At 72.9% G+C, this 24745-nt stretch carries 26 protein-coding genes; 8 read left to right on the top strand and 18 right to left on the bottom strand.

Going from position 1 to position 24745, the window contains the following annotated elements; genetic code table 11:
- Nucleotides 1-263 precede the first annotated feature (263 nt).
- A complete protein-coding gene (locus MFF61_RS26670; RefSeq protein ID WP_238240726.1) occupies nucleotides 264-461 on the top strand; it encodes a DUF2735 domain-containing protein in 198 nt (65 codons plus the stop codon).
- Between the two features lie 145 nt (nucleotides 462-606).
- Here MFF61_RS26670 and MFF61_RS26665 read toward each other — a convergent pair whose 3' ends face one another.
- From MFF61_RS26665 to MFF61_RS26650, 4 genes are all read right to left on the bottom strand, one after another.
- Nucleotides 607-1341 (bottom strand): sulfite exporter TauE/SafE family protein, encoded by a 735-nt coding sequence (locus MFF61_RS26665; protein WP_238240725.1) that lies wholly within the window; start codon nucleotides 1339-1341, stop codon nucleotides 607-609.
- A gap of 27 nt (nucleotides 1342-1368) precedes the next feature.
- On the bottom strand, nucleotides 1369-1941 hold the full coding sequence (locus tag MFF61_RS26660; RefSeq protein ID WP_238240724.1) for a SclB protein: 573 nt from the start codon (nucleotides 1939-1941) through the stop codon (nucleotides 1369-1371).
- 97 nt (nucleotides 1942-2038) lie between these two features.
- Nucleotides 2039-2698 carry a ribonuclease T2 family protein gene (locus MFF61_RS26655; protein ID WP_238240728.1) on the bottom strand — a complete coding sequence of 220 codons (660 nt, stop codon included), beginning with the start codon at nucleotides 2696-2698 and terminating at the stop codon, nucleotides 2039-2041.
- Nucleotides 2698-3171 (bottom strand): hypothetical protein, encoded by a 474-nt coding sequence (locus MFF61_RS26650; RefSeq protein WP_238240723.1) that lies wholly within the window; start codon nucleotides 3169-3171, stop codon nucleotides 2698-2700. The genes MFF61_RS26655 and MFF61_RS26650 overlap by 1 nt, the downstream gene beginning before the upstream one ends.
- A gap of 326 nt (nucleotides 3172-3497) precedes the next feature.
- Here MFF61_RS26650 and polA point away from each other — a divergent pair, with 326 nt between their 5' ends.
- Nucleotides 3498-6587 carry a DNA polymerase I gene (polA, locus tag MFF61_RS26645; RefSeq protein WP_238240722.1) on the top strand — a complete coding sequence of 1030 codons (3090 nt, stop codon included), beginning with the start codon at nucleotides 3498-3500 and terminating at the stop codon, nucleotides 6585-6587.
- A gap of 109 nt (nucleotides 6588-6696) precedes the next feature.
- Here the strand turns inward: polA and MFF61_RS26640 are convergent, their stop codons facing one another.
- The 3 genes from MFF61_RS26640 to pdxR all read right to left on the bottom strand — a co-directional run bounded on the left by MFF61_RS26640 (nucleotide 6697) and on the right by pdxR (nucleotide 9672).
- Nucleotides 6697-7077 (bottom strand): hypothetical protein, encoded by a 381-nt coding sequence (locus MFF61_RS26640; RefSeq protein ID WP_238240721.1) that lies wholly within the window; start codon nucleotides 7075-7077, stop codon nucleotides 6697-6699.
- Nucleotides 7078-7322: 245 nt separating this feature from the next.
- Nucleotides 7323-7664 carry a hypothetical protein gene (locus tag MFF61_RS26635; RefSeq protein WP_238240720.1) on the bottom strand — a complete coding sequence of 114 codons (342 nt, stop codon included), beginning with the start codon at nucleotides 7662-7664 and terminating at the stop codon, nucleotides 7323-7325.
- 511 nt (nucleotides 7665-8175) lie between these two features.
- Nucleotides 8176-9672, bottom strand: a complete 1497-nt coding sequence (pdxR, locus tag MFF61_RS26630) for a MocR-like pyridoxine biosynthesis transcription factor PdxR (protein WP_238240719.1) — start codon at nucleotides 9670-9672, stop codon at nucleotides 8176-8178.
- Nucleotides 9673-9771: 99 nt separating this feature from the next.
- Here pdxR and MFF61_RS26625 point away from each other — a divergent pair, with 99 nt between their 5' ends.
- Nucleotides 9772-10395, top strand: a complete 624-nt coding sequence (locus MFF61_RS26625; protein WP_238240718.1) for an FMN-binding negative transcriptional regulator — start codon at nucleotides 9772-9774, stop codon at nucleotides 10393-10395.
- A gap of 27 nt (nucleotides 10396-10422) precedes the next feature.
- Here MFF61_RS26625 and MFF61_RS26620 read toward each other — a convergent pair whose 3' ends face one another.
- Nucleotides 10423-11664 (bottom strand): TIGR03862 family flavoprotein, encoded by a 1242-nt coding sequence (locus tag MFF61_RS26620; RefSeq protein WP_238240717.1) that lies wholly within the window; start codon nucleotides 11662-11664, stop codon nucleotides 10423-10425.
- Nucleotides 11665-11858: 194 nt separating this feature from the next.
- Here MFF61_RS26620 and MFF61_RS26615 point away from each other — a divergent pair, with 194 nt between their 5' ends.
- Nucleotides 11859-12869, top strand: coding sequence for a TerC family protein (locus MFF61_RS26615; RefSeq protein ID WP_238240716.1), 1011 nt, complete (start codon nucleotides 11859-11861; stop codon nucleotides 12867-12869).
- A gap of 34 nt (nucleotides 12870-12903) precedes the next feature.
- On the opposite strand, the gene MFF61_RS26610 is transcribed toward MFF61_RS26615, so the two are convergent.
- From MFF61_RS26610 to MFF61_RS26590, 5 genes are all read right to left on the bottom strand, one after another.
- Nucleotides 12904-14094 (bottom strand): pyridoxal-phosphate-dependent aminotransferase family protein, encoded by a 1191-nt coding sequence (locus tag MFF61_RS26610; RefSeq protein WP_238240715.1) that lies wholly within the window; start codon nucleotides 14092-14094, stop codon nucleotides 12904-12906.
- A gap of 388 nt (nucleotides 14095-14482) precedes the next feature.
- On the bottom strand, nucleotides 14483-14683 hold the full coding sequence (locus MFF61_RS26605; RefSeq protein WP_238240714.1) for a hypothetical protein: 201 nt from the start codon (nucleotides 14681-14683) through the stop codon (nucleotides 14483-14485).
- Nucleotides 14680-15429, bottom strand: a complete 750-nt coding sequence (locus MFF61_RS26600; RefSeq protein ID WP_238240713.1) for an N-acetylmuramoyl-L-alanine amidase — start codon at nucleotides 15427-15429, stop codon at nucleotides 14680-14682. The genes MFF61_RS26605 and MFF61_RS26600 overlap by 4 nt, the downstream gene beginning before the upstream one ends.
- Before the next feature lie 10 nt (nucleotides 15430-15439).
- On the bottom strand, nucleotides 15440-16165 hold the full coding sequence (locus MFF61_RS26595; protein WP_238240712.1) for a J domain-containing protein: 726 nt from the start codon (nucleotides 16163-16165) through the stop codon (nucleotides 15440-15442).
- Between the two features lie 163 nt (nucleotides 16166-16328).
- Nucleotides 16329-16598 (bottom strand): YMGG-like glycine zipper-containing protein, encoded by a 270-nt coding sequence (locus MFF61_RS26590; RefSeq protein ID WP_238240711.1) that lies wholly within the window; start codon nucleotides 16596-16598, stop codon nucleotides 16329-16331.
- A gap of 336 nt (nucleotides 16599-16934) precedes the next feature.
- Here MFF61_RS26590 and MFF61_RS26585 point away from each other — a divergent pair, with 336 nt between their 5' ends.
- On the top strand, nucleotides 16935-17522 hold the full coding sequence (locus tag MFF61_RS26585) for an urease accessory protein UreE (protein ID WP_238240710.1): 588 nt from the start codon (nucleotides 16935-16937) through the stop codon (nucleotides 17520-17522).
- A gap of 50 nt (nucleotides 17523-17572) precedes the next feature.
- Here the strand turns inward: MFF61_RS26585 and MFF61_RS26580 are convergent, their stop codons facing one another.
- From MFF61_RS26580 to MFF61_RS26570, 3 genes are all read right to left on the bottom strand, one after another.
- Complete coding sequence (locus tag MFF61_RS26580; RefSeq protein WP_238240709.1) at nucleotides 17573-17749, bottom strand: metallothionein; 177 nt, start codon at nucleotides 17747-17749, stop codon at nucleotides 17573-17575.
- 81 nt (nucleotides 17750-17830) lie between these two features.
- Nucleotides 17831-18679, bottom strand: a complete 849-nt coding sequence (locus MFF61_RS26575) for a PIG-L deacetylase family protein (protein ID WP_238240708.1) — start codon at nucleotides 18677-18679, stop codon at nucleotides 17831-17833.
- Complete coding sequence (locus MFF61_RS26570) at nucleotides 18676-19608, bottom strand: glycosyl hydrolase (protein ID WP_238240707.1); 933 nt, start codon at nucleotides 19606-19608, stop codon at nucleotides 18676-18678. The genes MFF61_RS26575 and MFF61_RS26570 overlap by 4 nt, the downstream gene beginning before the upstream one ends.
- Before the next feature lie 186 nt (nucleotides 19609-19794).
- On the opposite strand from MFF61_RS26570, the gene MFF61_RS26565 reads away from it, so the two are divergent.
- A complete protein-coding gene (locus MFF61_RS26565; RefSeq protein WP_238240706.1) occupies nucleotides 19795-20754 on the top strand; it encodes a ring-cleaving dioxygenase in 960 nt (319 codons plus the stop codon).
- Between the two features lie 184 nt (nucleotides 20755-20938).
- On the opposite strand, the gene MFF61_RS26560 is transcribed toward MFF61_RS26565, so the two are convergent.
- Complete coding sequence (locus MFF61_RS26560; RefSeq protein WP_238240705.1) at nucleotides 20939-21961, bottom strand: DUF2865 domain-containing protein; 1023 nt, start codon at nucleotides 21959-21961, stop codon at nucleotides 20939-20941.
- Nucleotides 21962-22123: 162 nt separating this feature from the next.
- Between MFF61_RS26560 and MFF61_RS26555 the strand changes: the two genes are divergently transcribed.
- Nucleotides 22124-22654, top strand: a complete 531-nt coding sequence (locus MFF61_RS26555; protein WP_238240704.1) for a CreA family protein — start codon at nucleotides 22124-22126, stop codon at nucleotides 22652-22654.
- 31 nt (nucleotides 22655-22685) lie between these two features.
- Here MFF61_RS26555 and MFF61_RS26550 read toward each other — a convergent pair whose 3' ends face one another.
- On the bottom strand, nucleotides 22686-23009 hold the full coding sequence (locus tag MFF61_RS26550; protein ID WP_238240703.1) for a hypothetical protein: 324 nt from the start codon (nucleotides 23007-23009) through the stop codon (nucleotides 22686-22688).
- Between the two features lie 333 nt (nucleotides 23010-23342).
- Here MFF61_RS26550 and cysS point away from each other — a divergent pair, with 333 nt between their 5' ends.
- The gene (cysS, locus tag MFF61_RS26545; protein WP_238240702.1) at nucleotides 23343-24725 is read left to right on the top strand and encodes a cysteine--tRNA ligase; all 1383 of its coding nucleotides are present in this window, start codon (nucleotides 23343-23345) and stop codon (nucleotides 24723-24725) included.
- Nucleotides 24726-24745: the final 20 nt, after the last annotated feature.

Raw genomic sequence — 24745 nt, 5'->3', positions numbered from 1 at the left:
CGGCATGCACATGCTGTAGGCAGAACGCTCAAGCTTAGGGCAAACTGCACGCGGGAGAGGCGTGACGCCGAACGCGTCATCCGGCAGCACAGCATTGTACTTCGCACCTGCAAGATGCCGCCAGAAAGAGCAGAGACAAAACTGCTTTAATGTTGAGCAACACGTGTTTTTATTCGCGGCATCCCGTGCAACGGATACGCAACGCACGTTATATACAACGGCGACCAGCGTGCGAAGGTACGCCGCACAAGGAGACATGTTCGATGGCCACGGGTTCCAGGCCGCAATCGGCCAAGATCTATCAGTTCCCCACGGGAGGCCGGGCGGGCCTTCCGGTTCACGCGGCCGGAGGCCGCGCCGCGGCGGACCAGACGGCCCCCCGGATGCCCCCGATCGTGTATGGCAGCAGCTGGTACCACGATGCGGCGATCCAGGATGCCGAACGGGCGCGCAAGCCGTGAGGCCCGCAGGCGGGCTCGATGACGCCATTGGCAGCGACTGCCAGGATGGAGGGCCGGCGCGACAGCGATCCGGCCCTCCTCTCGTTTCGGGGCCGATGCGACCGGCAGGCCCGTCGCAGGCGATGGCGCGGTCTTGGCCGGGATCTCACCGCAGCGGCAGCGCGAGGCAGACCGCCGCCAGGATCACCGCGTAGGCGATGCGCCGGAAGAGCAGGTCCGAGGCGCGGTGAAACAGGCGGGCGCCGGCCAGGAGGCCGAGGCCGTAGGGGAGCAGCAGCGGGAGTGAGAGCCAGACCCGCTCGACCGTCAGCACGCCCCCACCCAGGAAGGCGATCCCCGAGAGCAGGGTCGAGAGCCCGAAATAGGCCATCAGGTTGTGGCGCACCTGTGCGGCCTCGGCGGTTTGGCTGGCGAGCCAGAACACCGCGAGCGGCAGGCCGCCCAGCCCCGCGAACCCGCTCGCGAGCCCCGAGGCGGCCCCGACCGTCACCGAGAGCGGGACCGAGGGTGCGGTCCGGTAGCGCCAGCCGGTGGCGAGCGCTGCGAGCGCCGCCAGGATGGCGCCCGCCGCGAGCCAGCGCACCAGCACCGGATCGAGGCGGGTGAGGAGCAAGACGCCCAAAGGCAGGCTGACGGCCGCGCCGACCAGCAGCGGCACCACCTCGCGCCACGCCGCGTGGCGGGCCGAGAGAAGGCCGAGCCAGAGCGCGAAGGGCGCATCCACGATCCAGATCAGGCCGACCGCGGCGGTCGGCCCGACCACGCTCGCCGCGAGCGGCACGAACACCATCGCGAAGCCGAAGCCGGTGAAGCCGCGCACCAGCCCGCCGAGGAGGGCGGCCGCGAGGAGCGCCGCCATGGACGCGGCGTCGGCGCTCATCGCGGGAGGCGGGCGCTCAAAGCCGCCTCAGCGGGTGTCCTTGGCGCCCGCCCGGTCGGCGGAAGGGGAAAGCGGATCGCGGGACCGGCCGGCCTCGCGGCCGTCGCGGGCGGCATTCGAGAAGACGGTGTGGCCGCCCGGCCCCTGGTCGTCGCGCTGCGCCGGATTGCGGCGGGTCTCGTCGCGGCCCGCCAGCTCGTCCGGGTTGCCCCGCTCGGACGGCGCGCCGTCATCCATCCGCACGGGTGCGGCCTCGCGGCCGGCCGGCGGGGTCGCGGTGCCCGCATGCGCGGTCCCGTCCCCGCCCATGCCGCCATAGCCCGCCTGTCCGCCCGCTTGGCCGCCCTCCTGCGGAGCGCCCGCGGTGCCGAAGGCGGCCCGCACGTCGTCGGCCTCCGCGAAGGGGCCGCCCGCGTCGTCCGGGTCCGGGGCGCGTCCGGCATCCGGGCGCTCGCCCGTGGGACGCGCGAGGCGCCGGTCGAGCTCGCGCTGCTCCTCGGGCGTGAGGGGCGAGGAGCGCGCCGCACCGGCGGCGCGGGTCTCGGGCGAGACGCCGCCGCCGGGTTCGGCGGGGCCGGTCCTGTCGGGGTCTGTCGGCATGGTACGCGCCTCCCTGGTCGGTGCGGGCCGGCCGCGGCGGCCGGCGCGCGGGGACCAAGTCGCGGCGTGCGGGCGGTGTTCCGGGATCCGCCGGCGCTCAGCGGGCCGCCTCGACCACGACCTCGCCGGCCCGGCAATTCTGTCGCGCCACCTCCGGGCAGGGCGTGAAGCCGCGCAGATCCTTCGAGAAGCAGATCCGCACCTCCTCCAGCCGGCCGGCCTTGCAGGTCACGGCCATCATGTCGGGGCGCAGGCCGGGATTGCTGGTCACGAACTGCCGGGCGATCTCGATCGGCGCGAGGCGCAGGTCGCCCTCGGGCTTCGCCAAGCCGGGGGGCAGCGTCACCGCCTCGCGGGCGCGGCGCGCATCCCGAAAATAGCCGGCCGGGTCCCGGCCCGAGCAGGTGCCGTGCTTGCGCCACTCGTGCCGGGCCAGCCCCTCGCTGGGAAACACGCCCTCCGCCTCCTCCAGGGCGAGCCGGGAGGGGGAGCGCGGGAAGGCCCCGCATTCGGTCGGATAGCCGCGCGTGTATTGCGGCCACAGCCCGTGCACCACGAAGCCGAGCCCGCGCCGCGGATCGCACTGCGCGTCGCCGCGCCGCTCGCCGGTCAGCGCGCAGTAGGTCGGCGACCACGACAGGGCGAGGACGTAGAAGTCGAACTCGCCCGGGGTCCCCGACCGCTCCTGCGCGGCGGCGCCCGCCGCGAGCCCGAGTCCCGCGAGCGCGAGGCTGCCCGCCAGGAGTGCGGCCCGCATCAGGGCCGGGCGGCGCGGCACGAATCCGCCGAGGCGTAGGCGTAGGCGAGGTTGCGGTCGAGGCCGTGGACGCAGAACTCCACGCCCCAGGTCGCCCCGATGATGCCGGTGCTCTCGCGCACCGAGTAGTCGACCCGGCGGCGCACGCCGTCCGAGGTGGTGGCCACCGCCGTGCAGAAGCGGCGCGGGATGAAGTCCACGCCGTAGGGGCGCCACGCTGTGCGCTCGATCCGGTCGTAGCTGACGATGGTGAGCGAGGAGTTCCAGAACTTGGACTCCTTCTCGGCGAACTGGTTGGAGACCTTCTCCAGCACGCCCAGGTCCTGGCAGCCGGGGATGTCCGCGTCGAAGGGGAATTCGCGCTCCTCGGCCGGGGAGATCTCCTGGCGGGCGGAGCGCGCCTCGGCGGGGGAGAGCGCGCCGCCGCTCAGGGCCGCGAGCGCGAGGGCGGCGAGGAATGGAGTGTGGCGCATGCCGGTTCCTGCCTTGCGCGGGGACGGTGCCCGAGGGCCCGTCGCGGTTGTCGTCCTGAGGAGACGAAGCCGCCGCACCCCGCCCCGAGTCAAGCTTCGGCGGGGGAGCGACCGCGCTTTGCCGGCCGGTGGTGTGCCGCGACCACAGGGCGCCGCGGCCACAGGGCGCCGCGGCCCAAGGGCGCCGCGGCCCAAGGGCGCCGCGGCCCAAGGGCGCCGCGGCCCAAGGGCGCCGCGACCAAGGGTATAGGCCTGCGCAGTGGCCGGGCGCGCCGGGGCGGATTAAGAACGGGTCCCCGGTCCGGCTGTCCCGCGAGTGCTTTTCCATGAGTGCGGTATCGAATGCGGTCTCCAGCGCGGCCTCTCCCAGCGCGGAGCCCGGCCCCGAGGCCAAGCCCGTCGGCCCCGGCGATCAGGTGCTGCTCGTCGACGGCTCGTCCTTCATCTTCCGGGCCTACTTCCAGTCGATCAACCAGCCGGAGCGCTACAACTTCCGCCCCTCGGACGGGCTGCCGACCGGCGCCGTGCGGCTCTTCTGCGCCAAGATCGCCCAGTTCGTGCAGGACGGCGCGGCCGGGATCCAGCCCACCCATCTCGCCATCGTGTTCGACAAGTCGGAGGGGTCGTTCCGCAAGGAGATCTTTCCGGACTACAAGGGCCACCGGCCGGACGCACCCGACGACCTCAAGCGGCAGATGCCGCTGATGCGCGACGCGGTGCGGGCCTTCGGGCTCGAACCGATCGAGCTGGAGCGCTACGAGGCCGACGACCTCATCGCCACCTATGCGCGCCAGGCGGAGGCGCGGGGCGCGGGCGTCATCATCGTGTCCTCCGACAAGGACCTGATGCAGCTCGTCGGCGACCTCGTGCGGTTCTACGACTTCGAATCGGGCCAGAAGGGCAAGCCCGGCTACCGTCCCGAGCGCAACCTCGACGCGGCCGCCATCGTCGAGCGCTGGGAGGGCCTGAATCCCGGCCAGATCGGCGATGCGCTGGCGCTGATCGGCGACACCTCCGACAACGTGCCGGGCGTGCCGGGCATCGGCCTGAAGACCGCCGCGGCGCTCATCAAGGAGTTCGGCAGCCTGGAGGCCCTGCTGGAGCGGGCCGGCGAGATCAAGCAGCCCAAGCGCCGCGAGACGCTGATCGCCAACATCGAGCAGGCGCGCCTCTCGCGCCGGCTGGTCGAGCTCGACACGGCGGTGCCGGTGCCGGTGCCCCTCGACGCCCTGCGCCTGCGCAAGCCCGACCCGGAGCGCCTGGTCGGCTTCCTCAAGGCGATGGAGTTCAACACCCTGACGCGGCGGATCGCGGCCCTTCTCCACGTCGATCCGGAGGCGGTCAGGCCCGATCCCGCGCTGCTGCCGGGCGGGGCGCCCGCCTACGCCAACGACAAGGGCGGCAGCGACGCCACGCCGTTCTTCGGCGACGAGGCGACGAGCCCGCCCGCCGCAGAGGCCGATCCCTTCGCCGACCTCGGCCTGCCGGACGCCCCTCCGAAGCCCCGCCCGCCCGCGGAGGCGACCCCCGGCGGCCTCGTGGCGGCCCGCGCCGCGGAGGCCGTGAAGCCCTTCGACACGCAATCCTACGAGACCGTCACGACGCTGGAGCGGCTGGAGGCCTGGATCGCCGAGGCCGCGGAGGCGGGCGTGGTCGCGGTCGACACCGAGACCACGGCGCTCGATGCGCATGCGGCCGATCTCGTCGGCGTCTCGCTCGCCACCGCGCCGGGGCGGGCCGCCTACATCCCGCTTGCGCATCGCGGCGGCGAGGACCTGTTCGGCGAGGGCCTGCTGCCGAACCAGCTCCCCTGGGAGGCCGTGAAGGCGCGTCTGAAGCCGCTCCTCGAAGACCCCGCCGTGCTCAAGGTCGGGCAGAACCTGAAGTACGACTGGCTGGTGCTCGCCCGCCACGGCGTCGAGGTGACGCCCTTCGACGACACGATGCTGATCTCCTACGTGCTCGATGCCGGCAAGGGCTCGCACGGCATGGACGAGCTGGCGCGCCGCCATCTCGGCCACCAGCCGATCACCTTCTCGGACGTGGCCGGCACCGGCCGGGCCAAGGTGACGTTCGACCGCGTCGCCCTCGACAAGGCCACGGCCTACGCGGCGGAGGACGCGGACGTCACCTTGCGCCTGTGGCGGCTGATGAAGCCGCGGCTCGCCGCCGAGCGCCGGGCCAGCGTCTACGAGACCCTGGAGCGGCCGCTCGTGCCGGTGCTCGCCCGCATGGAGCGCGAGGGCATCAAGGTCGACCGCGGCATGCTGAGCCGGCTCTCGGGCGATTTCGCGCAGTCGCTCGCGCGGCTGGAGGCCGAGATCCAGGAGATGGCCGGCGAGAGCTTCTCGGTCTCCTCCCCGAAGCAGATCGGCGACATCCTGTTCGGCAAGATGGGATTGCCCGGCGCCAAGAAGACGCCCTCGGGGCAATGGGCCACGCCGGCGACGCTCCTGGAGGAACTCGCCGGCCAGGGCCACGAGCTGCCGCGAAAGATCCTGGAATGGCGTCAGCTCTCGAAGCTGAAATCCACCTACACGGACACGCTCCAGGAGCATGCCGACCGCGGGACCGACCGCGTCCACACCTCGTTCGCGCTCGCCGCCACCACGACCGGGCGGCTCTCCTCCTCCGACCCGAACCTGCAGAACATCCCGATCCGCACCGAGGAGGGCCGGCGCATCCGGCAGGCCTTCGTGGCGGATGCGGGCCACAAGCTGATCTCGGCCGATTACAGCCAGATCGAGCTGCGGCTGCTCGCGCACATCGCCGACATCCCGCAGCTGCGCCAAGCCTTCGAGGAGGGCATCGACATCCACGCGGCGACGGCCTCCGCGATGTTCGGCGTGCCCCTCGACCAGATGACCCCCGACCTGCGGCGGCGGGCCAAGACCATCAATTTCGGCATCATCTACGGCATCTCGGCCTTCGGCCTCGCTGACCGGCTCGGCATCCCGCAGGGCGAGGCCTCCGCCTTCATCAAGCAGTACTTCGAGCGCTTCCCCGGCATCCGCGCCTATATCGACGACACCAAGAAGGCCTGCCGGGACAAGGGCTACGTCACGACCCTGTTCGGGCGCGTCTGCCACTACCCGCAGATCCGCTCCAACAACCCGCAGGAGCGCGCCTCCGTCGAGCGGCAGGCGATCAACGCGCCGATCCAGGGCACCGCCGCCGACATCATCCGCCGCGCCATGGTGCGCATGGACGGGGCGCTGGCCGAGGCCGGCCTCACCACCCGCATGCTGCTGCAGGTGCACGACGAACTCGTGTTCGAGGCGCCCGACGCCGAGGTGGAGCGCGCGCTGCCGGTCATCACCCGGGTGATGGAGGAGGCCCCCCACCCCGCCGTGCGCCTGCGCGTGCCGCTCGCCGTCGAGGCGAAGGCGGCGGCGAACTGGCAGGAGGCGCATTGAGCCGCGGGGCCGGGCCGGTCCCGATGCCGCCTTCCGGCCTCCCCCCTCGCGCGGCCAGCAGCCCGACCCGGCCGGGGTGAAGGCCGTGCGCGGGACCTGGATCGCGCGCCTATTTCTGTTCCGATTTCAGCGAAGAGGCCGAACCGTCACTATTTCTGATATATTTTATGGTATTCATCCTGATGAAAACCGGATCGGTGCCGACCGTGTCGATGTAGAACTCCGAATTGTTTTTGCGCCAGATGGCTTGGCAGCGATGCTGCTCCAGACCGGAGCAGCCGAGCATCTCCTCGTACAGCTCGCAGGACTTGACGCCCCCGCCGGAGCAGACCCGGCCGGCGGACGCGACGCGCTGCGGCTCCCAGCCCAGCAGCGCCAGGCTGATCCGCGCCTCGAAGTAGGACGACCCCGCTTCGAGCGACGGAACGGCCTCGGCTCCGAAGGCCGCTCCCGACAGGCATACGATGGCCGCCACCACCAGGGACCGCATCCGAGCGCTCCGATCGTGCGTCTGGTGCGCTCCGGCGTCTGTCGGAAGCGCCCGGCAGTGGATTGCGGCGGGCGCTCGGACTCGGGCGGGCGGGAAGACGCGGGAAGACGAGCACGATGAAGCCCGCACGCCTGCCTGTACGCGCGCAAGCTTTCAGGCGGATTGCATGGAGTGTTGCGTGCCGGGAGTGATCCCCGGCTGGCGGACGACAGGTCAGGCGGCTGCGACGCCGCGCCGGGAGCCCGTCATCTCGGCGGCCCGGCTTCCCGGGTCGCTTCCTTCGTCTCGACCGCCAGAGCGACCCGGCCGGGCACGCCGAACAGCGTGGCGGGCCAGCTCCGCCAATGTGCGGTCACCTCGCCCGCAGCGACGGCATGGGCCTCCTCGCGTCGCTGGCCTTGCTCGGCTGCGGCCTGTTCCGCATCCACGATGGCCTGAGCGATGCTCACCACCAGGTTGTGGCACGCATCCGCGATCGCCGTCGGATCATTGTGATGGGCAGCCTGAACCAGCCTCATCCCGGCGTCTTCGACGATCCGGCGCGCGGCGCGCAGCGCATCGGCGTGGGGATCATGGGGTCGCGCCATCAGCAAACCTCCTCAAGGAGCGGCGGGGCAGGGCGCGGCGCAGCGGCGCGGCTCTCCTCCGGCCGCGGCGAGCCGATCGGGCGAGCGATGTAGGCACTGTTCACCGCCTTCCAGAAAGCATTCCGCTCCGCCTGGCTCAGTCGTGCCAACCGCCGATCGAGATCTTCTCTCCCTCGATCCGCGTATTCCGTTCGTTGCGCCGCTGAGAGCGCCTCTGCTGCGGAGATCATTCGCACTCCCGAATTGGGGAGGTGCGCCTTGCACCACCATGCTGTCGGGCCGCCGGCGGCGCGAGCGCATCCGGACGGGGCTTAGAAATCGTCGAGAGCGCCAAACCGTTCCACGGAAGCGATGGCCAAGGCAGCGCCGCCGCGGGCAAGGCGGCGCCTCCCCGGGTCTGCCAGTGGCTGAAGCGCGACGGGTGTGGCCGCGATGCGAGGTGCATCTTGCCGACGGCCGGATGATCCGCTCCCGGGCGCCGCGCCGGCCCTTCACCACAGGATCCGTGCGATCACACGGGCGGCTCCGTGACGGGCGCCGCCTCGAACCGCCCGACCACCGTCGCGAGGCGGGCGATGCCCGCCCGGATCGCCGCCGGATCGGCGCTGGCATAGCCGAGCACGAGGCCGGCCCGCGCCGGGCCGCCCGAGGCGGGATCGTAGAGCGGGGAGACCGGGTAGACGCCGACGCCGGCCGCGTGGGCGGCGGCGACCATCGCGGCCTCGCGGGCCGCGGGCACGCGGTCGAACCACGCCACCACGTGCAGTCCGGCGGCGGCGCCCGACACGCTGACGCGGTCGCCCAGGGTCTCGGCCAGCGCCGCCAGCAGGGCGGCGCGCCGCTCGCCGTTGCGGCGCCGCGCGCGCCGCACGTGGCGCTCGTAGCCACCATCCGCCAGAAGCTGCGCCAGCGCGGCCTGTTCGGGACCCGGCGTGTGCCGATCGGCCACGTGCTTGGCGGCGGCCAGCACCGCCGCCAGGGCGGGCGGCACCACCATGTAGCCGAGGCGCAGCTGCGGCGAGAGGGTCTTGGAGACCGTGCCGACGTAGACCACGACGCCGGCCCGGTCGAGGCTCTGGAGCGCCTCGATGGGGCGGGCGTCGAACCGGTACTCGCCGTCGTAATCGTCCTCGACGATCACCGCACCCGCGCCCTGCGCCCAGGCCAGCAGTTCGCGGCGCCGGCTCACCGCCATCACGCCGCCGAGCGGAAACTGGTGCGAGGGGGTGACGTAGGCGAGCCGGGCCGGGCCGAGGCCGGCGAGCGCCCCGGTGCGCAGGCCGTCCTGATCCACCGCCACCGGGAGGAGCCGCGCGCCGGCGGCCGCGAAGGCCTGACGGGCCGCGCCGTAGCAGGGATCCTCGATCACCACGCCGTCGCCCGGGTCCAGCAGCAGCCGCGCGCAGAGATCGAGCGCCTGCTGCGAGCCGTTGACGACGACGACCTGCTCGGGCGAGCAGCGCAATCCCCGCGCCCGCCACAGATAGGCCTGGAGGGCGTGGCGCAGCTCCGGCAGGCCGCGCGGATCCGCATAGGCGAGCCGGGCGGGCCGGCGCGCGAGCACGCCGTCGAGGGCGCGCCGCCAGGCCCGCACCGGAAAGTCCTCGCCCGCGAGATCGCCGTAGCGGAGATCGGCGACGGACCGGGCCGGCGCAGGATGGCGCGGCACCGCAGCGGCGACCAGCCGGCGGCCGAAGGCCGAGAGGCGGGGAGCGGAGGAGACCGGAGCGGCGTGGGCGGACGTCCCTCCGGGTGCCGCCAAGCCCGGGGCCACCCGCGCCCGCGCCCCCTGCCGCGTCTCGAGATACCCCTCGGCGATGAGCTGCTCGTAGGCCGCCGTGACGGTGGTGCGCGACACCCCGAGTTCGGCGGCGAGCGCCCGGGTCGAGGGCAGGCGCGCGCCGGGTCCGTAGACCCCTTCGGCGATCTGGGCCTTCAGCGCCGCACAGATCCGCGCGCCGATGGAGGCGGGCCGGGCGGAGGATGGAGCGGCAGACGACTGGTCCATGCAGAAAGGCCGGAACTGGACGTTCAGGATGGGCCAGTGCCTGGGTTAGGTCCAGGCCTGCGCGGCGCCATGCGCGGCGCCGCGCGCCAGGAGGCCCCGATGTACATCCCGCCCGCGTTCCGCGAGGACGACCTGCCCGCCATCCACGCGACCATGCGGGCGGTGCGGCTCGCCAACCTCGTCACCGCCACCGCGGCCGGCCTGCTCTGCACGCCGCTTCCCCTCTTCCTCGACGAGACCGAGGGGGAGTTCGGCGTGCTCTACGGCCACCTCGCGCGGGCCAACCCGCAGTGGCGGGAGCCGGCGCAGGGGGAGGCGCTGGTGCTGTTCACCGGACCGGACGCCTACGTCACCCCGTCCTGGTACGCGACCAAGCAGGAGACCGGGAAGGTCGTGCCGACCTGGAACTACGTCGCGGTCCACGCCTACGGGACGCCGGAGTTCTTCGAGGATGCGGACCGGCTCCTCGCGGTGGTGACGCGGCTGACGAACCTGCACGAGGGCGCGCGCGAGCGGGCCTGGGCGGTGGACGACGCCCCGCCGGCCTTCATCGCCGCGCAGCTGCGCGGGATCGTCGGCCTGCGGCTGCCGATCGCGCGCCTGGAGGGCAAGCGCAAGATGAGCCAGAACCGGAGCGAGGCGGACCGGGCCGGCGTCCGGGCCGGGCTGGCGGCGAGCGAGGGCGAGGCGGACCGCCACGTCGCCACGCTGATCCCGGGCTGATCCGGCTGCGCGGCGCACGGGCCGGGCTCAGCGCTCGGCGAGCCACGCCAGCGCGCCCGCCGCCGCCGCGCGGCCCGTGGCGATGCTCGCCTGGAGCAGGTAGCCGCCGGTCGGCGCCTCCCAGTCCAGCATCTCGCCGGCCGCGAAGGTCCCGGGCCGCGCCCTCAGCATGAAGCGCCCGTCGAGGGCCTGGAAGCCGATTCCTCCCGCGCTGGAGATCGCCCGCGCGATGGGCTGGATGCCGGTGAGCCGCAGGGGCGCGGCCTTGATGAGGCCCGCCAGCGCCGCGGGCGCGGCGGGGAGCGCCCCGCCTGCGCTCTCGCGTGCGCTCTCGCGCAGCAGACCCGCCGCCACGGGGCTCAGGCCTGCGGCCTTGCGCAGGGTGGTGGCGCGCGACTGATCCGGCCGGGCTGCGGCGAGCCGCTTCGCCAGGGCGGCCGCGTCGAGATCCGGCCGCAGGTCGAGCGTCGCGACCGCTGCGCCGTCGGCCAGCACGGCGTCCCGCAAGGGTCCCGAGAGGGCATAGACCGCCCCGCCCTCGATCCCGTCCGCGGTGATCACGGCCTCGCCCCGCACCCGCTCCGCGCCGAACGACAGGGCGATGCGCTTGAGCGGCGCACCCGCGAAGCGCTGCGCGAAGATGGCCGACCATCCGACCGTGAACCCGGCATTGGCCGCGCGCAGGGGCGCCACCGGGATCCCCTCCCGGGCGAGGACGGGCACCCAGGCGCCGTCCGCGCCGAGCCGCGGCCAGCTCGCCCCGCCGAGCGCCAGGACGGCCACGTCCGGACGCAGCGCCGCCGGCCCGTCCGGGTGCGCGAACACGAGGGAGCCGTCCGGCCCCCATCCGGTCCAGCGGGTGCGCGTGCGCAGGACGACTCCGAGCGCGTCAAGCCGCGCGAGCCACGCGCGCAGGAGCGGCGAGGCCTTGAAGGCCTGCGGAAACACCCGCCCGCTCGATCCGATGAAGGTCGGCTGGCCGAGGCCGTCGCACCACGCCCGCAGGGCCTCGGGCGGGAAAGCCCGCACCGCTGCGTCGAGGAGCGGGGCGTGCGGACGGTAGCGGCCGAGGAAGCGCTCCAGCGGCTCGCCGTGGGTGAGGTTGAGGCCGCCGCGGCCGGCGATCAGGAGCTTGCGGGCCGGCGAGGGCATCCGCTCCGCCACCGTGACGGCGAGCCCCGCGCCGGCCAGCACCTCCGCGGCGGCGAGGCCCGCCGGCCCGGCGCCGACCACCACCGCCTTCCGGCGTCCGTTCGTCTCGTCCGTCATGCCCGCACCCAAGCGGGCGGGCGGACGGCGCTGTCAAGCCGGCGAGGACGCGCGCGACCGGCGCCCTTGATCCGGTCCGACGCCGAACTTAAGTCCGTGCCCATCGGCTGCGGGCCCCTCTGGCGAGCTGCGCGTGCGCGCTCGCGATGTCGGAGCCGATGCTTTCCTCAACCGAAGCATCGATGGTCCGACGCATGATCGATTTCCTCTACATGGCCTGGCTCGGCAAACCGGTCTGGATGTGGCTGGCCTTCCACGCCGTCATCTTCCTGCTCCTCGCCTTCGACCTCGGCCTCCTGCACCGCGACAAGAACCGCGAGATCGGCGTGAAGGAGAGCCTGCTCCTCACGGCCTTCTATCTCGGCCTCGGGCTGATCTTCGGAGGCTGGATCTGGTGGCATCTCGGGCCGCAGGCGGGGCAGGAATACCTCGCGGGTCTGGTGGTCGAGAAGTCGCTGTCGATGGACAACGTCTTTGTCATCGCGGTGATCTTCGGCTTCCTCGGCATCCCGCGCGTGAACCAGCACCGGGTGCTGCTGTGGGGCATCCTGGCGGCGGTGGTGCTGCGCGGCCTGATGATCGGGCTCGGCGCGGCGCTGGTGCACGAGGCCGAATGGGTGCTGACGCTCTTTGCCGCCTTCCTGATCTATGCCGGCGCCAAGATGCTCGTTCCGGGCAACCACGAGACGGACGAGGGCGAGACGGCGGGGCGCTTCGCCGCGTGGATGCGCAGCCGCTTCCGCATCACCACCGAGTTGCACGGGCAGAGGTTCATGGTCCGACTGCCGGACCCGCAGACCGGGAAGATGGTGCGCTGGTTCACCCCGCTCGCCCTCGCGCTGGTGCTGGTGAACGGCGCCGACGTGATCTTCGCGGTCGACAGCGTGCCGGCGATCTTCGCGATCACCACCGACACCTACGTGGTCTACACCTCGAACATTTTCGCGATTCTGGGTCTGCGCGCGCTCTACTTCGCGCTTGCCGCCATGGTGGACCGCTTCGCCTACCTCAAGACGGCGCTCGCCCTGATCCTGATCTTCATCGGCGCGAAGATCGTGGTGGCCGACACGTTCGGGTGGGTCCACATCGAGCCCTGGGTCTCGCTGGTGGTCACGGTGGTGCTGCTCGCGGGCGGGATCACCTACAGCCTGTGGCGGACCCGGGACGCCGCGCACGCGAGCGTGGAGCGCCCGGCGCGCGGGTGATGCGGCGGGCGCCGTCCCGGCGCCCGCCCGGTCACTACTCGGCGGCCCGCAGCATCTCGGTCTCGCCCGCCAGCACGCGCTGGGCGGCGTCCGCCCCGCCGGCCCGGTGCGGGACGCCCGCCAGCCGCAGGCCCATCTCGACGCCCGACAGGACGGCGGCGATCGTCAGGTCGTTGAAATCGCCGATATGGCCGATGCGGAAGACCCGGTCGGCAAGCGGGCCGAGCCCGCCGCCGAGCGTCAGGTTGAACCGCTCCAGCACCTCCGCCCGGAAGGCGTCGGCCGAGACGCCGTCGGGCATCCGCACCGCCGTGACGGTGGGGGAGGCCTGCGCCTCGTCGCGGCACTGGAGTTCCAGACCCCAGTGGCGCACCGCCCGGCGGGTCGCCGCGGCGGCGCGGGCGTGGCGGGCGAAGACCGCGTCCAGCCCCTCCGCGTGCAGGGTCTCGATCGCGACCTTGAGGCCGAACAGCAGGTTCACCGCCGGCGTGGTGGGGAAGTAGCCGGTCTCGTTGATGGCCAGCATGTCCTCCCAGTCGAAATAGGCCCGCGCCAGCCGCGCCTGCTTGGCGGCCGCCAGCGCCTTGTCGGAGACCGCGTTGAAGGCGAGGCCGGGCGGCAGCATCAGGCCCTTCTGCGAGCCGCCCACCGTGACGTCGACGCCCCACTCGTCGTGCCGGTAGTCGGTGGAGGCCAGCGACGAGATGGTGTCGACCATCAGCAGGGCCGGGTGCCCGGTGCGGTCGAGGGCGGCGCGCACGCCCGCCACGTCCGAGAGCGTGCCGGTGGCGGTCTCGTTGTGGACGATGCAGACCGCCTTGACGGCATGCGCGCGATCCTCCGCGAGCCGCGCCTCGATCGCCGCCACGTCGACGGCGGAGCGCCAGTCGCCCTTGAGGAATTCCGGCTCCAGGCCGAGCTTGCGCGCCATCCTGGCCCACAGGGTCGCGAACTGGCCGGTCTCGTACATCAGCACCCGGTCGCCGGGCGACAGCGTGTTGAGCAGAGCGGCCTCCCAGCCGGCGGTGCCGGAGGCGGCGTAGATCAGCACCGGGTTGCGGGTCTTGAAGATGGTCCTGATGCCGGCCAGCACCTCGCGCCCGAGCCGGCCGAACTCCGCGCTGCGGTGGTCGATGGTCGGGCGGGCGGTCGCGGCCAGGATCGGCAGCGGCACGTTGGTCGGCCCCGGGATGTGCAGGAAGGGGCGGCCGGGCTTGTGGGACATGCGGCGTTCCTCGGATGCGCGCCGTTCTCGTGGGCCGGCGCATCTGTCGGCCTCTCTGGTCGAAAGGCCGCGCGAAGGGCAAGGAGATCTGACGGTGCCACGAGGATGACCGGCGGCCCACCGGGCATGCGTCGCCGCGCCCCGATCACCGCGGCGGTGTCTGGCGCAATCTTAGGCAGCAAACAAGTGCAGGGTCAGCACATCCGGTGTGCAACCCGCTCCCGCGCCGAAATGGCGCGGGATGCGCAGGCGCGTTACTTCGACACGACCCAGCACGCCCAGAAGGCCAGGATCCAGCCCAGCACCAGAACCGTCAGCGGCACGATCACGAAGGCGAACAGGTGGATGTCCGTCACGGCCGCAGGCTCCTGAGCAGGTAACGCGCCGCCTAGTGCAGAAGGATGCTCCCGACGAGACACTTCGATACGCCGATCACGGTCGTCAGGGTCGGGACCGGCCCGCCCGGACCGGTCGCCCCGAACACGGCGGCGGCGATCGGCGCCACCACCCCGGCGGACGGACAGGCGCTCGCGCCCGCGTTGAGGTATCCGGCGGTGAGCGTGGTCTGCTCGTTACGGATCAGGCTCACGCGGGCCGCGCCGCCAGCAGGTCGCGCAGCGTCGTGATGGTCGAGGCATCCGCCACGCCGTCCACCCGGGCGGGGCGGAAGTGGCGCTGGAAGGCCGCGACCACGTCGCGGGTGTGCGCGTCGAAGCGGCCGGTGACGGGCTGGTCGTAGCCGTAGAGGGCGAACATCGCCTGAAGCGCCTCGATCGGCTGGCCGGCATCGCCCTCGGCGAAGAAGCGCCCGTCGCGGATCGGTGTCGGCGCCACCCAGTGGCCGATGCCCTCACGGTGCAGCCGCTCCCAGGGAAAGCCCTCGCCGGGATCCTGCTTGCGGGCGGGCGCGACGTCGGAATGGCCGAGCACCCGGTCGGCGCGGATCGGCCAGCGGCCCAGGATGTCGCGCGCCAGTGCCGCCACGGCGACGATCTGGGCCTCGGGATAGGGCGGCAGCCCGCCCGCATGGCCCGGATGCACGATCTCGATCCCGATTGAGCGGGAGTTCACGTCGCGCTCGCCCTCCCAGGCGCCGGCGCCGGCGTGCCACGCGCGGCGGGCCTCCGGCACCATCTGGATCACCCGCCCGTCCTCGAACACCACGTAGTGGGCCGAGACCTCCGCCAGCGGGTTGGAGAGCCGCAGCACCGCCGCCGCCCCGTCCGTCATGCCGGTGTAGTGCAGGATCAGCATGTCGACCGGCAGGCGCCGCTCGCCGTGGTTGGGCGAGGGGACGACCTGGGTCGCGACCGCGCTCTCGGGCGTCGGCTTCATGGGTGACGGCTCACGGCAGGTTGCGCTCCGCACTGATGCGGTCCCAGGCAGCATTGATCGCCGCGAGGCGGCGCGTGGCGATGGCGACCGCCGCGGGCGGCAGGCCGCGGGCAACCGCCCGGTCGGGATGATTCTCGGCGACCAGCGCCCGGTAGCGGGCCTTGAGGTCGGCATCCGGCAGGGTGCGGTCGGCGCCCAGCACCTCGTAGGGATCATCGGCAAGCCGCACGTGCCGGGCGGCAAGACACGTATAGGCGGCCTCGTCGAGGCCGAAGATCTCCGCCACCGCCCGCAGGTAGCGCGCCTCCTTGTCGTGGATCGCGCCGTCCGCCTTGGCGATGTGGAAGAGGCCGTCGAGCACGTCCTCCAGCAGGGCAGGCTCCTCGCGGAAGGCCTCGGCGATCTGCTGGGCGTAGGCCTCGAAGCCGCTGGTGGTGGCCTTGGCGAGGTCGAACAGCCGCGCGATGCCCGCGCGCTCCTCGTCGGGCACCCGCACCACCTCCTCGAAGGCCGCGACCTCGGCGGGGGTCACCACCCCGTCCGACTTCGCCATCTTGGCGGCGAGCGCCACGAGGCCGGTGGTGAACACCACCTCGCGCGGGGTGCGGCCGAACAGCGAGCCCTCGCGGTCGACGAGGAAATGCCCCGCCACCGCGCCGATCAGGGCGCCGAGCGGGCCGCCGACAGCGAGACCGAGCCCGGCCCCGCCGAGCTTTCCCCACAGGCCGAGGCTCATCGCTGGCCCCGGAGGGCGCACGGCGCCGCGCGGTGGCGAGGGGGTGGGTTCGTCATCATCCGGGTCTCGTTAGACCCGTTCGCGTCCGGGCGGAATCCGCCATCCGGGCTACGCCGCGGCCGGATGCTGCGGGGGCCGGGCGCGCCGGCCCCCGCGCGACGCCTCAGCGGCAATAGATGTTGCCGTAGGGATCGCGGTAGGTGCCATAGGGGCATTGCGGGGCCGTGGCCGCGCCGACGATGGCACCGCCCGCCGCGCCGATCAGGCCGCCCGCGAGCGCACCGCCCGCCCGGCCGGTGGCCGCCGCGCCGACCGCCGCGCCCGTGAGGCCGCCGAGGGCGGCACCGCCCGCCGCGCGGTCGCCGGGGGTGTTGCAGGCGCCGAGCGAGAGCGCGAGGGCGCCCGCGAGCGTGGCGGCGATGAGCTTCTTCATGAGGTTCGTCCCTTGTGCTGCGGCCCGGCACCGCCGCGCCCCGGGCGGACGAACGGCGGATCCGGGTCTCTGGTCCTGCCGCATTCCCCTGGGCGACCCGGTGTCCGGTCCCGCCCGAATGCCCGCGCGACGGCTTTCGGCCGTTCACCGCTTACAACAGCCTAGCTGTTCGGCAGCTGAACGCCAAACGAGGAGGCAGCGTTGCCGTTCCCTGCGCCGTCAGCGGGCAGGACGGAAAAGCGGCAGGCGCGGCATCCGGGCCACTGTCGGCGCAAAGGGTGTGACTCCGCGCGCCCGGATGCGTAGAGGAGGCCCGGAACCGCCCGCGAGGATGCCATGCTGCGCGCCACCACCATCGTCCGCAAACCCGCCGTCCGGCCGGAGGCCGTCGCCGACACGATCACGCTCGACCATGCGGCCCGCACCCGGCGCGAGGGCGCGCTGACGGCGGACGGGGGCCTCGCCTTCCGGCTCGATCTCGCCAAGGCCGGCACGCTGGAGGACGGCGACGCCGTGCGCCTGGAGGACGGGCGCCTCGTGCGCATCGCGGCCGCCGCGCAGGAGCTGCTGGAGGTGCGGGCCGAGAACCCGGCGCGCCTGACCCGGCTCGCGTGGCAGCTCGGCAGCAACCACGTGCCGGCCGAAGTGACGACCGAGGTGCTCTACGTCCCGGCCGATCCGGTGGTGGCCGAGCTGGTCCGCGGCCAGGGCTGCGCGGCCTCGCCGGTGACGCGCCCCTTCCGCCCCGAGCGGGAGGTGGTGGCCCACGACCACAGCCAGTGCGGCCACGAGCATCACCACGCCCACGGCCATGCTCATCACGAGCACGGTCATCATGATCATGCCCACGACCATCACGCCCACGATCATGCGCACGGGCATCACCCGCACGTCCATGGCCCCGGCTGCGGCCACGACCACTGATCCGCGGCCCGGCCCTCCCTCCGCGGAGGGTCGGGGCATCGGCCCGCCCGTCAGCCGTGGCAGGTGCAGCCGGCGTGGTTGCAGCCGCTGTGATCCGGGTGGCCGGCCGCGCATTCGTCGCAGCAGAAGGCCCGGCCGTCATGCATGACGGCCTTGCCCAGCGACACCACGCAGACGCAGTCCTGACAGGCGCACTTCACCATCTCGACGTCGACTGTCTCGCTCATCACGATCCTCCCGCTTGCGGTCGTCGCGGCCATCCTGTCAGGTTCGGGCCGCGAACGCACGCGCCGACGGAAGGCTTTGCGTCAGATGCCGCCGAGCGCCGCGCCGGCAGCCCTGGCGAGCGCGAGGAAGCGCGCGCCGCCCGTGCCGCGCGCCCCTTCCTCGTAGAGGAGCCGGCCCCCGTTCGGCAGGGCGTCGAAGGGATGATCGGGCGCCTCGCGGAAGCGTTCGAGGGCGATCGGCAGGGTGTTGAGGATCGCGGCCTGCGAGGCATGGGCGGCGAAGAGATCCGCCTTGAGGGCGCAATCCTCCGGGTCGAGGTGGAGCGCGATGGCCCGCCGCGGCGGATGGGCGGGCAGGAAGGAGCCGGCCTCCGGACCGTCGGGGCCGCGGTGATAGAAGGGCATCTCGATCACCGCGAGCCGCCCGGCCCTCAGGCGACGCGCCCCCTGGAGCGCGAGCGCCACCGCGTCGTGGTCCGGATGCCCCCCCTCGTAGGCATGGGTGAGGGCGAGCGTGATGCCGCGCTCCTCGAACAGGGCGGCCAGACGGCGGGCGAGGTCGGGGATCGCCTCCGGCACGCCCTGATCCGGATAGCCGAGGGCGAGCCGCCGCGCGGGCTCCACGCCCGCGCGCGTAAGGGCCGCGTCGAGTTCGTGCGCACGGGCCGCCGCGTAGGCAGCCGGATCGGGAAAGCCGCGCCGGCGCGCCTCCGCCCCGTCGCGCGGCGCGCCGTCCGTGACGTGGATCACCGTGAGGTCCCGCAGGCGCGGCAGCTGGGCGCCGCAGCCGATGCTCTCGTCGTCGGGATGGGCCACCACGAGGGCCGCGTGCCCGGCCGCGATCCGGCCGCGGGCCGGATGCGCCAGGGCCGCCAGGAAGGCCTCGGCGGCGGGCGAGGTCCCGGCGAGCGGCCCCGTGACGACGCTCATGCAGGCACCGGCATCGCCAGGGCATCCGCCCGGGGGCGGACGTGGCCGGCATAGCGCCGGATCATCGCGGCGCAGAACTCCGCGAATTCCTCCTTCACCAGCGGTGCGCTGGTGTGATGGGGGGCGATGCCCCGGTGCTCGGGGGTGAAGCAGAAGGTGACCGTCACGTCGAACTCCGCCAGCGCCTCCATCTGCCGGTCGAACCAATCGAGGGCGTTCGGCCGGAAGGAATCGGCCCAGGACAGGCCGGTGCGCAGATAGCGCACGCCGAGGCGCCGCATCCAGGCCACCGCCTCGTCGAGGCGATGATCCTCGAAGTGGAACCACTGGCACAGGCCCATCGCCGGGGTGTGGCGGGCGAAGTGCTCCAGGGCGGGCTTGGGCGAGCCGTCCTCGCGCAGCAGCCCCATGTAGAAGTGGCGGTAGTAGGAGGAGCCCTCCGCCTCCTTGTGGCGGGTTGTGGCGCCCCAGGCCTGGGGCAGGTCGTAGAGGCTGTACCAGTGGATACGCGGCGTGCGCCCGACCAGCAGCGCGGCCGTGCGATCGACGCCGAAGACCTGCACCTCCTCGGCGCCGAAGGTGGAGACCCCGACCTCCGTCACCCAGACGGGCTTGGGCGTCACCGCGCGCATCTCGGCGAGCTTCTGCGGCCACTCGCCGATCTGCCAGAGATTCCAGTCGAGCGGGAAGCCGTGCACCGCCACGACGTCGACCGCGTCGAGGGCGCGCTTGGCGTCGAGGAACTGCACGAAGGTCGGGTCGATCGGCGAGAGGCCGCCGAGCACGGTGGGCAGTGCCGGCGCCTCGTCCTTGAGGGCGCGGGCCGCGCAGGCGAGGGTGTCGGCAAAGAGGTGCCAGCCCGGATCCACCTCGGGATCCCAATGCGACTTGTTGTTGGGCTCGTTCCAGATCATCGCCGCTTCGATCATGCACGCCCTCGGCTGCCGGCCGGATACTCCCTCCCCTCATGGCGGGCGGGACGGGGCGGCGCAAGCGAGACCGCCGCTTGCGGCCGTTTGCGGCCGTGCAAACGCGCCCTGGCGCGCCGGGGCTGGCTCCGGGCCGCCGGAGGGCGCAAGGAAGACGATCCAGGATCACGCTCGGAGGCCACGCCGATGCAACTCACCGGAATCCACCACCTCACCGCCGTGACGGCCCGGGCCGCGGACAATCTCGCCTTCTACACGCGGGTGCTCGGCCTGCGGCTGGTGAAGAAGACCGTCAACCAGGACGACGTCTCGGCCTACCACCTGTTCTACGCCGACGGGCTCGCCTCCCCGGGCTCCGACCTCACCTTCTTCGATTGGCCGGCGCCGCGCGAGCGGCGCGGCACCAACAGCATCGCCCGCACGATGCTGCGCGTCTCGGGGGCCGGGACGATCGCGTGGTGGCGCGAACACCTCGCCCGCCAGGGCGTGACGCACCGCCTGCCGGTGGAGCGCGACGGGCGCCTCACCCTCGACTTCGAGGATCCGGAGGGGCAGCGCCTCAGCCTCGTGGACGATCGCGGCGCCGGCCCGAGCCACCCCTGGGCGGGAAGCCCCGTGCCGGCGGCGCACCAGATCCGCGGCCTCGGCCCGGTCCTCCTCAGCGTCGCCGACCCGCGCCTCACCGAGGCGGTGCTGACCGGCGTGCTCGGCCTGCGGCCGGTGCGCGCCTACGCGGCGGGCGATGCGGCGGCCGAGGCCTCGGCGGAGCGCCCGGTGCAGGTCTACGCGATGGGCGAGGGCGGCCCCGCGGCGGAACTGCACGTGGTGGCCGAGCCGGATCTCGGCCCCGCCCGGCAGGGCGCCGGCGGGGTCCACCACGTCGCCTTCCGCATCCCGGACGCGGCCTACGACGACTGGAGCGAGCGGCTGCGCCGCCTGCGGGTGCCGACGAGCGGGCCGGTGGACCGCTACTACTTCCGCAGCCTCTACTTCCGGGAGCCGAACGGCATCCTGTTCGAGATCGCCACCGACGGCCCCGGCTTCGCCACCGACGAGCCTCTGGAGCACCTCGGCGAGCGCCTCGCCCTGCCGCCCTTCCTGGAGCCGCGGCGGGCCGAGATCGAGGCGGGGCTGGCGCCGCTCTGAGCGCCGCACCTCACGATGGTGATCCCGCACGGCGCCCATGCGGGACTATGCCGGCGGTCATGACCGATGGCCGTTGTGCCGCTCTCGACGTGTCGCCAAGCCCTTAGCTTCAGGCCCTCGGCTTGATGTCGAAAATGCGAGAAAACGCAACGGCCCGACGCGTCAGCATCTTGGGCCGTTGGCATCAGGGCGTCGCGACGGGCGCCGTCCCCGGCGAGGCGACGGCGGGACCCGCGGCCTGCGGGCCGCCCACGCCGGCCGGCACCGGCACCACGTCCGGCGCGATGACGCGGATGGCGGGCTTCTCCTCCGGACCCGCGGGCCGTGACGGTCCGGCCGGCGCCTCGCCCGGCTCGTCGAGGCCGTTGCGGGCCGCGGCGGTGGCCGCCAGCGTGGCGGCCGCCTTGTCGGCGCGGCCGACGAGCGTCAGGCGGACCTTCGGCCGCGACAGCGCCTCGGCCTGGGCGGGGGTGACGAAGATATCGCCCTTGTGGCGCACCAGCATGCTCTCGGCCTTGACCAGGGCCTGCGCCCAGGTCTGCCCCTGCCCCTTGCAGGAGCAGTTCGGCACGAAGGCCTTCTGGAACTTGAAGGCGTTCGGCAGGGCCGCGTAGGCGCGCCTCGTCTGGATCGCGGCGGCCTGATGCAGGCCGTTGTCGGCGGCAGGCATCGAATAGGCCGCGGCCTCGGTGCCGGGGCAGAGCGCCTTGCACATCTCGTCCGCGCCCTCCCGGCCGTCCGGCAGGTTCGGCATCGGGAAATAGGCGCCGTCGCACAGCCGCACGCAGATCACCTGGCCGCCGCCGCGGGCGAATCCGTCGGCGGGCTTGGTGGCGGAGGGCAGGCCCGCGCAGGCGTCGCGCACCGCGGCCACGAGCTGCTCGCGCCGGGCATCCGAGACCTGGGTGGCGCCCGCCCCGTAGCCGCTGTTGAGGGCGCGGATGCGGCTCTCGACCTGTGCGCATTGCGGCGGGCGCATGTCGAAGAACAGGAACTTGCCGCCCTCGCAGCCGATCGAGTTGCGATAGGCCACGAGGCGCTGGATCTCCTCCACCTGCCCGCGGTTGGAGTCCCGCTGCAGGTTGGCGAGTTCGGCGCGGTAGCGCTGGCAGGCGGCCGGATTCGGCTCCGCGCGCGCGCCTTGCACGAGGGCGGTCGCGGCGACGAGACCGGCGAGCAGCCGGACGAGCAGGCGAGACAGCGGCATGGTGTCTGGGCGCAACGGAGGAAGCGGAGCCGGGCCGCGGGGGTCCGGGCGAAGGCGTCCCGCGAAAGCTCGACCGCGGAACCGCCATCGTTCTACCCGCCCTCGCGGCGGCGCGACAGCCTCCCTACATGCGTTAACGAGGCTTTGACGGGGATCAGGCGAATGGTGTGGCGGCACGGTCTCATGGCGGCGTGTCTGGCGGCAGGGACGGCGGCGTGGTTCGGTCTCGCGGGGTCTCGGGCCCTGGCGCAGGAGCCGGACCGGATCTTCGACAAGTCGACGGTGTGGCGCCCGCTGACGCCGAACGACAAGCTGGTCGTCTACGGGATCGACGACCCCGACGTGGCGGGCGTCGCCTGCCACTACACCCTGCCCGAGAAGGGCGGCATCAAGGGCACGCTGGGGCTGGCCGAGGAGGTCTCGGACATCTCGCTCGCCTGCCGGCAGGTCGGGCCGGTCCAGATCAAGCGCAAGCTGACGCAGGGCGAGGTGGTGTTCAGCGAGCGCCGCTCGCTGATCTTCAAGAGCATGCAGATCGTGCGGGGCTGCGACGCCAAGCGCAATACCCTGGTCTACATGGTCTATTCGGACAAGGTGATCGAGGGCTCACCCAAGAACTCGACCTCGACCGTGCCGCTGATGCCGTGGGGCACCGAGCCGCCGCCGAAATGCGGCGACTTCCTGAAGGGATAGGGAGCCGGTCCGGCGCCTCAATCCTTGCAGGTCAGTCCCTGCAGGTGATGCGGATCGGACGATCGGCCGCGCGGGCGACCGGGGGCGCGTCGATGGCGCCGGTATACTCGTCCTGCGCGGCGGTGCCGAAGGAGGCGGCCCGGGCGTAGCCCTGCGACTCGCACCACGCGTCGGCGACCACCTGGCCGCACTCGCCCGCCCCGATGCTGAGGCACTCGGCGACGCCGTAGCCGTCGCTCGACGGGATCAGGAAGGTCTTCTCGACGCCGGACGTGGCCGCGGTTTCGCCGGCCAGCACCGGAGCGGCGAGGACCAGGGGACCGAGAGTTCCGAGGACGGCGAGGATGCGACGCATGGGGGTGCCTTCCGGATCGTCTGAGCGCTTGGAGACTGTGAGCGTTCGGTAAAGAAAGCTTCAACCGAAGCTGCATGCGTTCCGATTCCGCCGGGCGGGCGATCGACTTCCCCGAATCGCCGCGGCCGCTTCTCGAAAAGCGCGCGGAATTGAGCTAACCCGGATCGGCCGCGGACGGCGTCTCGCCGCTGCAACAGGAGCGGGAATCGGCGGACGCGGCGCGCCCCGCCGGATGGCCCGTCCGGCACCGGGACGGACGGCGCGGCAACGAGTTAGAAGCGTGGCCAGAGCGCTCCGGAGCGGGCGCGGCCTCCATCGACGCGAAGGTGTTTCATGGCCCCGTTGTTGCGCCTCTACAACACGCTCAGCCGGGCCAAGGAGCCGTTCGCCCCGATCGATCCGGGCAACGTGCGGATGTATGCCTGCGGCCCCACGGTCTACGACGCGGCCCATATCGGCAACGCGCGGCCGATCATCGTCTTCGACCTGCTCTTCCGCCTGCTGCGCCGGCTCTACGGCGAGGCGCGCGTCACCTATGTCCGCAACGTCACGGACGTGGACGACAAGATCAACGCGCGCGCGGCCGAGCGCGGCATCTCGATCCGCACCCTCACGGACGAGACGCTCGCGGCCTTCCACCGGGATCTGCGGGCGCTCGGCGTGCTGATGCCGGAGGACGTGAACCGGCCGGGCGGCCGGGCGGTCTTCATCGAGCCGCGCGCCACCGACCACATCCGCGAGATGGTCGAGATGGCCGAGCGGCTCGTCGCGGCCGGCCACGCCTACGTGGCCGAGGACCACGTGCTGTTCGACGTGCCCTCGATGCCCGAATACGGCACGCTCTCGAAGCGGCCCCTCGACGAGATGGAGGCCGGCGCGCGGGTCGACGTCGCTCCCTACAAGCGCTCGGCCCTCGACTTCGTGCTCTGGAAGCCCTCGAAGCCCGGCGAGCCGGCGTGGCCGTCGCCCTGCGGGATCGCCGCACCGGGCCGCCCCGGCTGGCACATCGAGTGCTCGGCGATGTCGTGGAAGCATCTCGGCGAGACCTTCGACATCCACGCGGGCGGCATCGACCTCGTCTTTCCGCACCACGAGAACGAGGTGGCGCAGTCGCGCTGCTGCTTCGGGACGCCGGTGATGGCGCATGTCTGGCTCCACAACGGCTTCCTGCAGGTCGAGGGGGAGAAGATGTCGAAGTCGCTCGGCAACTTCGTGACCCTGCGGGAGGTGCTGGCCGACTGGCCGGGCGAGGTCGTGCGCCTCGCCATGCTGCGCACGCATTACCGCCAGCCGATCGACTGGACGCTGCGGGGGCTGGAGGAGGCGGGCCGGACCCTGGAGCGCTGGTACGCGGCGGTCGGCGACGCCGCCCCGGCGGCCGACCTGCCCGGCCCGGTCCGCGAGGCGCTCCTCGACGACCTCAACACCCCGGCGGCCCTGAGCGAGCTGCACCGCCTGGACGATCCGGCGGCCTTGAAGGCCGGCGCGGGCGCGTTGGGTTTCCTGCAAACGACCCGCTCGGCGCGCGAGCAGGCGGCCGTCGCCGCCTCGGGCCTCGACGTCGCGGCGGTCGAGCGGCTGATCGCCGAGCGGGGTGCGGCCCGGTCGGCGAAGAACTGGGCCGAATCCGATCGTCTGCGGGACGCGCTCGCCGCGCTCGGCGTCACCGTGAAGGACAACAAGGACGGCACCACGACCTGGACCGCCACCCCGTGATCGCACCGGCGGACCGCCGG

The sequence above is a fragment of the Methylobacterium isbiliense genome (assembly GCF_022179325.1).
Lineage (GTDB): Bacteria > Pseudomonadota > Alphaproteobacteria > Rhizobiales > Beijerinckiaceae > Methylobacterium > Methylobacterium isbiliense.
This window is presented reverse-complemented; position numbering and strand designations above follow the sequence as displayed.

Coding starts and splice junctions, on each gene's coding strand:
- MFF61_RS26670 (WP_238240726.1), top strand. CDS start 264: ATGGCCACGGGTTCCAGGCCGCAATCGGCCAAGATCTATCAGTTCCCC.
- MFF61_RS26665 (WP_238240725.1), bottom strand. CDS start 1,341: ATGAGCGCCGACGCCGCGTCCATGGCGGCGCTCCTCGCGGCCGCCCTC.
- MFF61_RS26660 (WP_238240724.1), bottom strand. CDS start 1,941: ATGCCGACAGACCCCGACAGGACCGGCCCCGCCGAACCCGGCGGCGGC.
- MFF61_RS26655 (WP_238240728.1), bottom strand. CDS start 2,698: ATGCGGGCCGCACTCCTGGCGGGCAGCCTCGCGCTCGCGGGACTCGGG.
- MFF61_RS26650 (WP_238240723.1), bottom strand. CDS start 3,171: ATGCGCCACACTCCATTCCTCGCCGCCCTCGCGCTCGCGGCCCTGAGC.
- polA (WP_238240722.1), top strand. CDS start 3,498: ATGAGTGCGGTATCGAATGCGGTCTCCAGCGCGGCCTCTCCCAGCGCG.
- MFF61_RS26640 (WP_238240721.1), bottom strand. CDS start 7,077: ATGCGGTCCCTGGTGGTGGCGGCCATCGTATGCCTGTCGGGAGCGGCC.
- MFF61_RS26635 (WP_238240720.1), bottom strand. CDS start 7,664: ATGGCGCGACCCCATGATCCCCACGCCGATGCGCTGCGCGCCGCGCGC.
- pdxR (WP_238240719.1), bottom strand. CDS start 9,672: ATGGACCAGTCGTCTGCCGCTCCATCCTCCGCCCGGCCCGCCTCCATC.
- MFF61_RS26625 (WP_238240718.1), top strand. CDS start 9,772: ATGTACATCCCGCCCGCGTTCCGCGAGGACGACCTGCCCGCCATCCAC.
- MFF61_RS26620 (WP_238240717.1), bottom strand. CDS start 11,664: ATGACGGACGAGACGAACGGACGCCGGAAGGCGGTGGTGGTCGGCGCC.
- MFF61_RS26615 (WP_238240716.1), top strand. CDS start 11,859: ATGATCGATTTCCTCTACATGGCCTGGCTCGGCAAACCGGTCTGGATG.
- MFF61_RS26610 (WP_238240715.1), bottom strand. CDS start 14,094: ATGTCCCACAAGCCCGGCCGCCCCTTCCTGCACATCCCGGGGCCGACC.
- MFF61_RS26600 (WP_238240713.1), bottom strand. CDS start 15,429: ATGAAGCCGACGCCCGAGAGCGCGGTCGCGACCCAGGTCGTCCCCTCG.
- MFF61_RS26595 (WP_238240712.1), bottom strand. CDS start 16,165: ATGAGCCTCGGCCTGTGGGGAAAGCTCGGCGGGGCCGGGCTCGGTCTC.
- MFF61_RS26590 (WP_238240711.1), bottom strand. CDS start 16,598: ATGAAGAAGCTCATCGCCGCCACGCTCGCGGGCGCCCTCGCGCTCTCG.
- MFF61_RS26585 (WP_238240710.1), top strand. CDS start 16,935: ATGCTGCGCGCCACCACCATCGTCCGCAAACCCGCCGTCCGGCCGGAG.
- MFF61_RS26580 (WP_238240709.1), bottom strand. CDS start 17,749: ATGAGCGAGACAGTCGACGTCGAGATGGTGAAGTGCGCCTGTCAGGAC.
- MFF61_RS26575 (WP_238240708.1), bottom strand. CDS start 18,679: ATGAGCGTCGTCACGGGGCCGCTCGCCGGGACCTCGCCCGCCGCCGAG.
- MFF61_RS26570 (WP_238240707.1), bottom strand. CDS start 19,608: ATGATCGAAGCGGCGATGATCTGGAACGAGCCCAACAACAAGTCGCAT.
- MFF61_RS26565 (WP_238240706.1), top strand. CDS start 19,795: ATGCAACTCACCGGAATCCACCACCTCACCGCCGTGACGGCCCGGGCC.
- MFF61_RS26560 (WP_238240705.1), bottom strand. CDS start 21,961: ATGCCGCTGTCTCGCCTGCTCGTCCGGCTGCTCGCCGGTCTCGTCGCC.
- MFF61_RS26555 (WP_238240704.1), top strand. CDS start 22,124: ATGGTGTGGCGGCACGGTCTCATGGCGGCGTGTCTGGCGGCAGGGACG.
- MFF61_RS26550 (WP_238240703.1), bottom strand. CDS start 23,009: ATGCGTCGCATCCTCGCCGTCCTCGGAACTCTCGGTCCCCTGGTCCTC.
- cysS (WP_238240702.1), top strand. CDS start 23,343: ATGGCCCCGTTGTTGCGCCTCTACAACACGCTCAGCCGGGCCAAGGAG.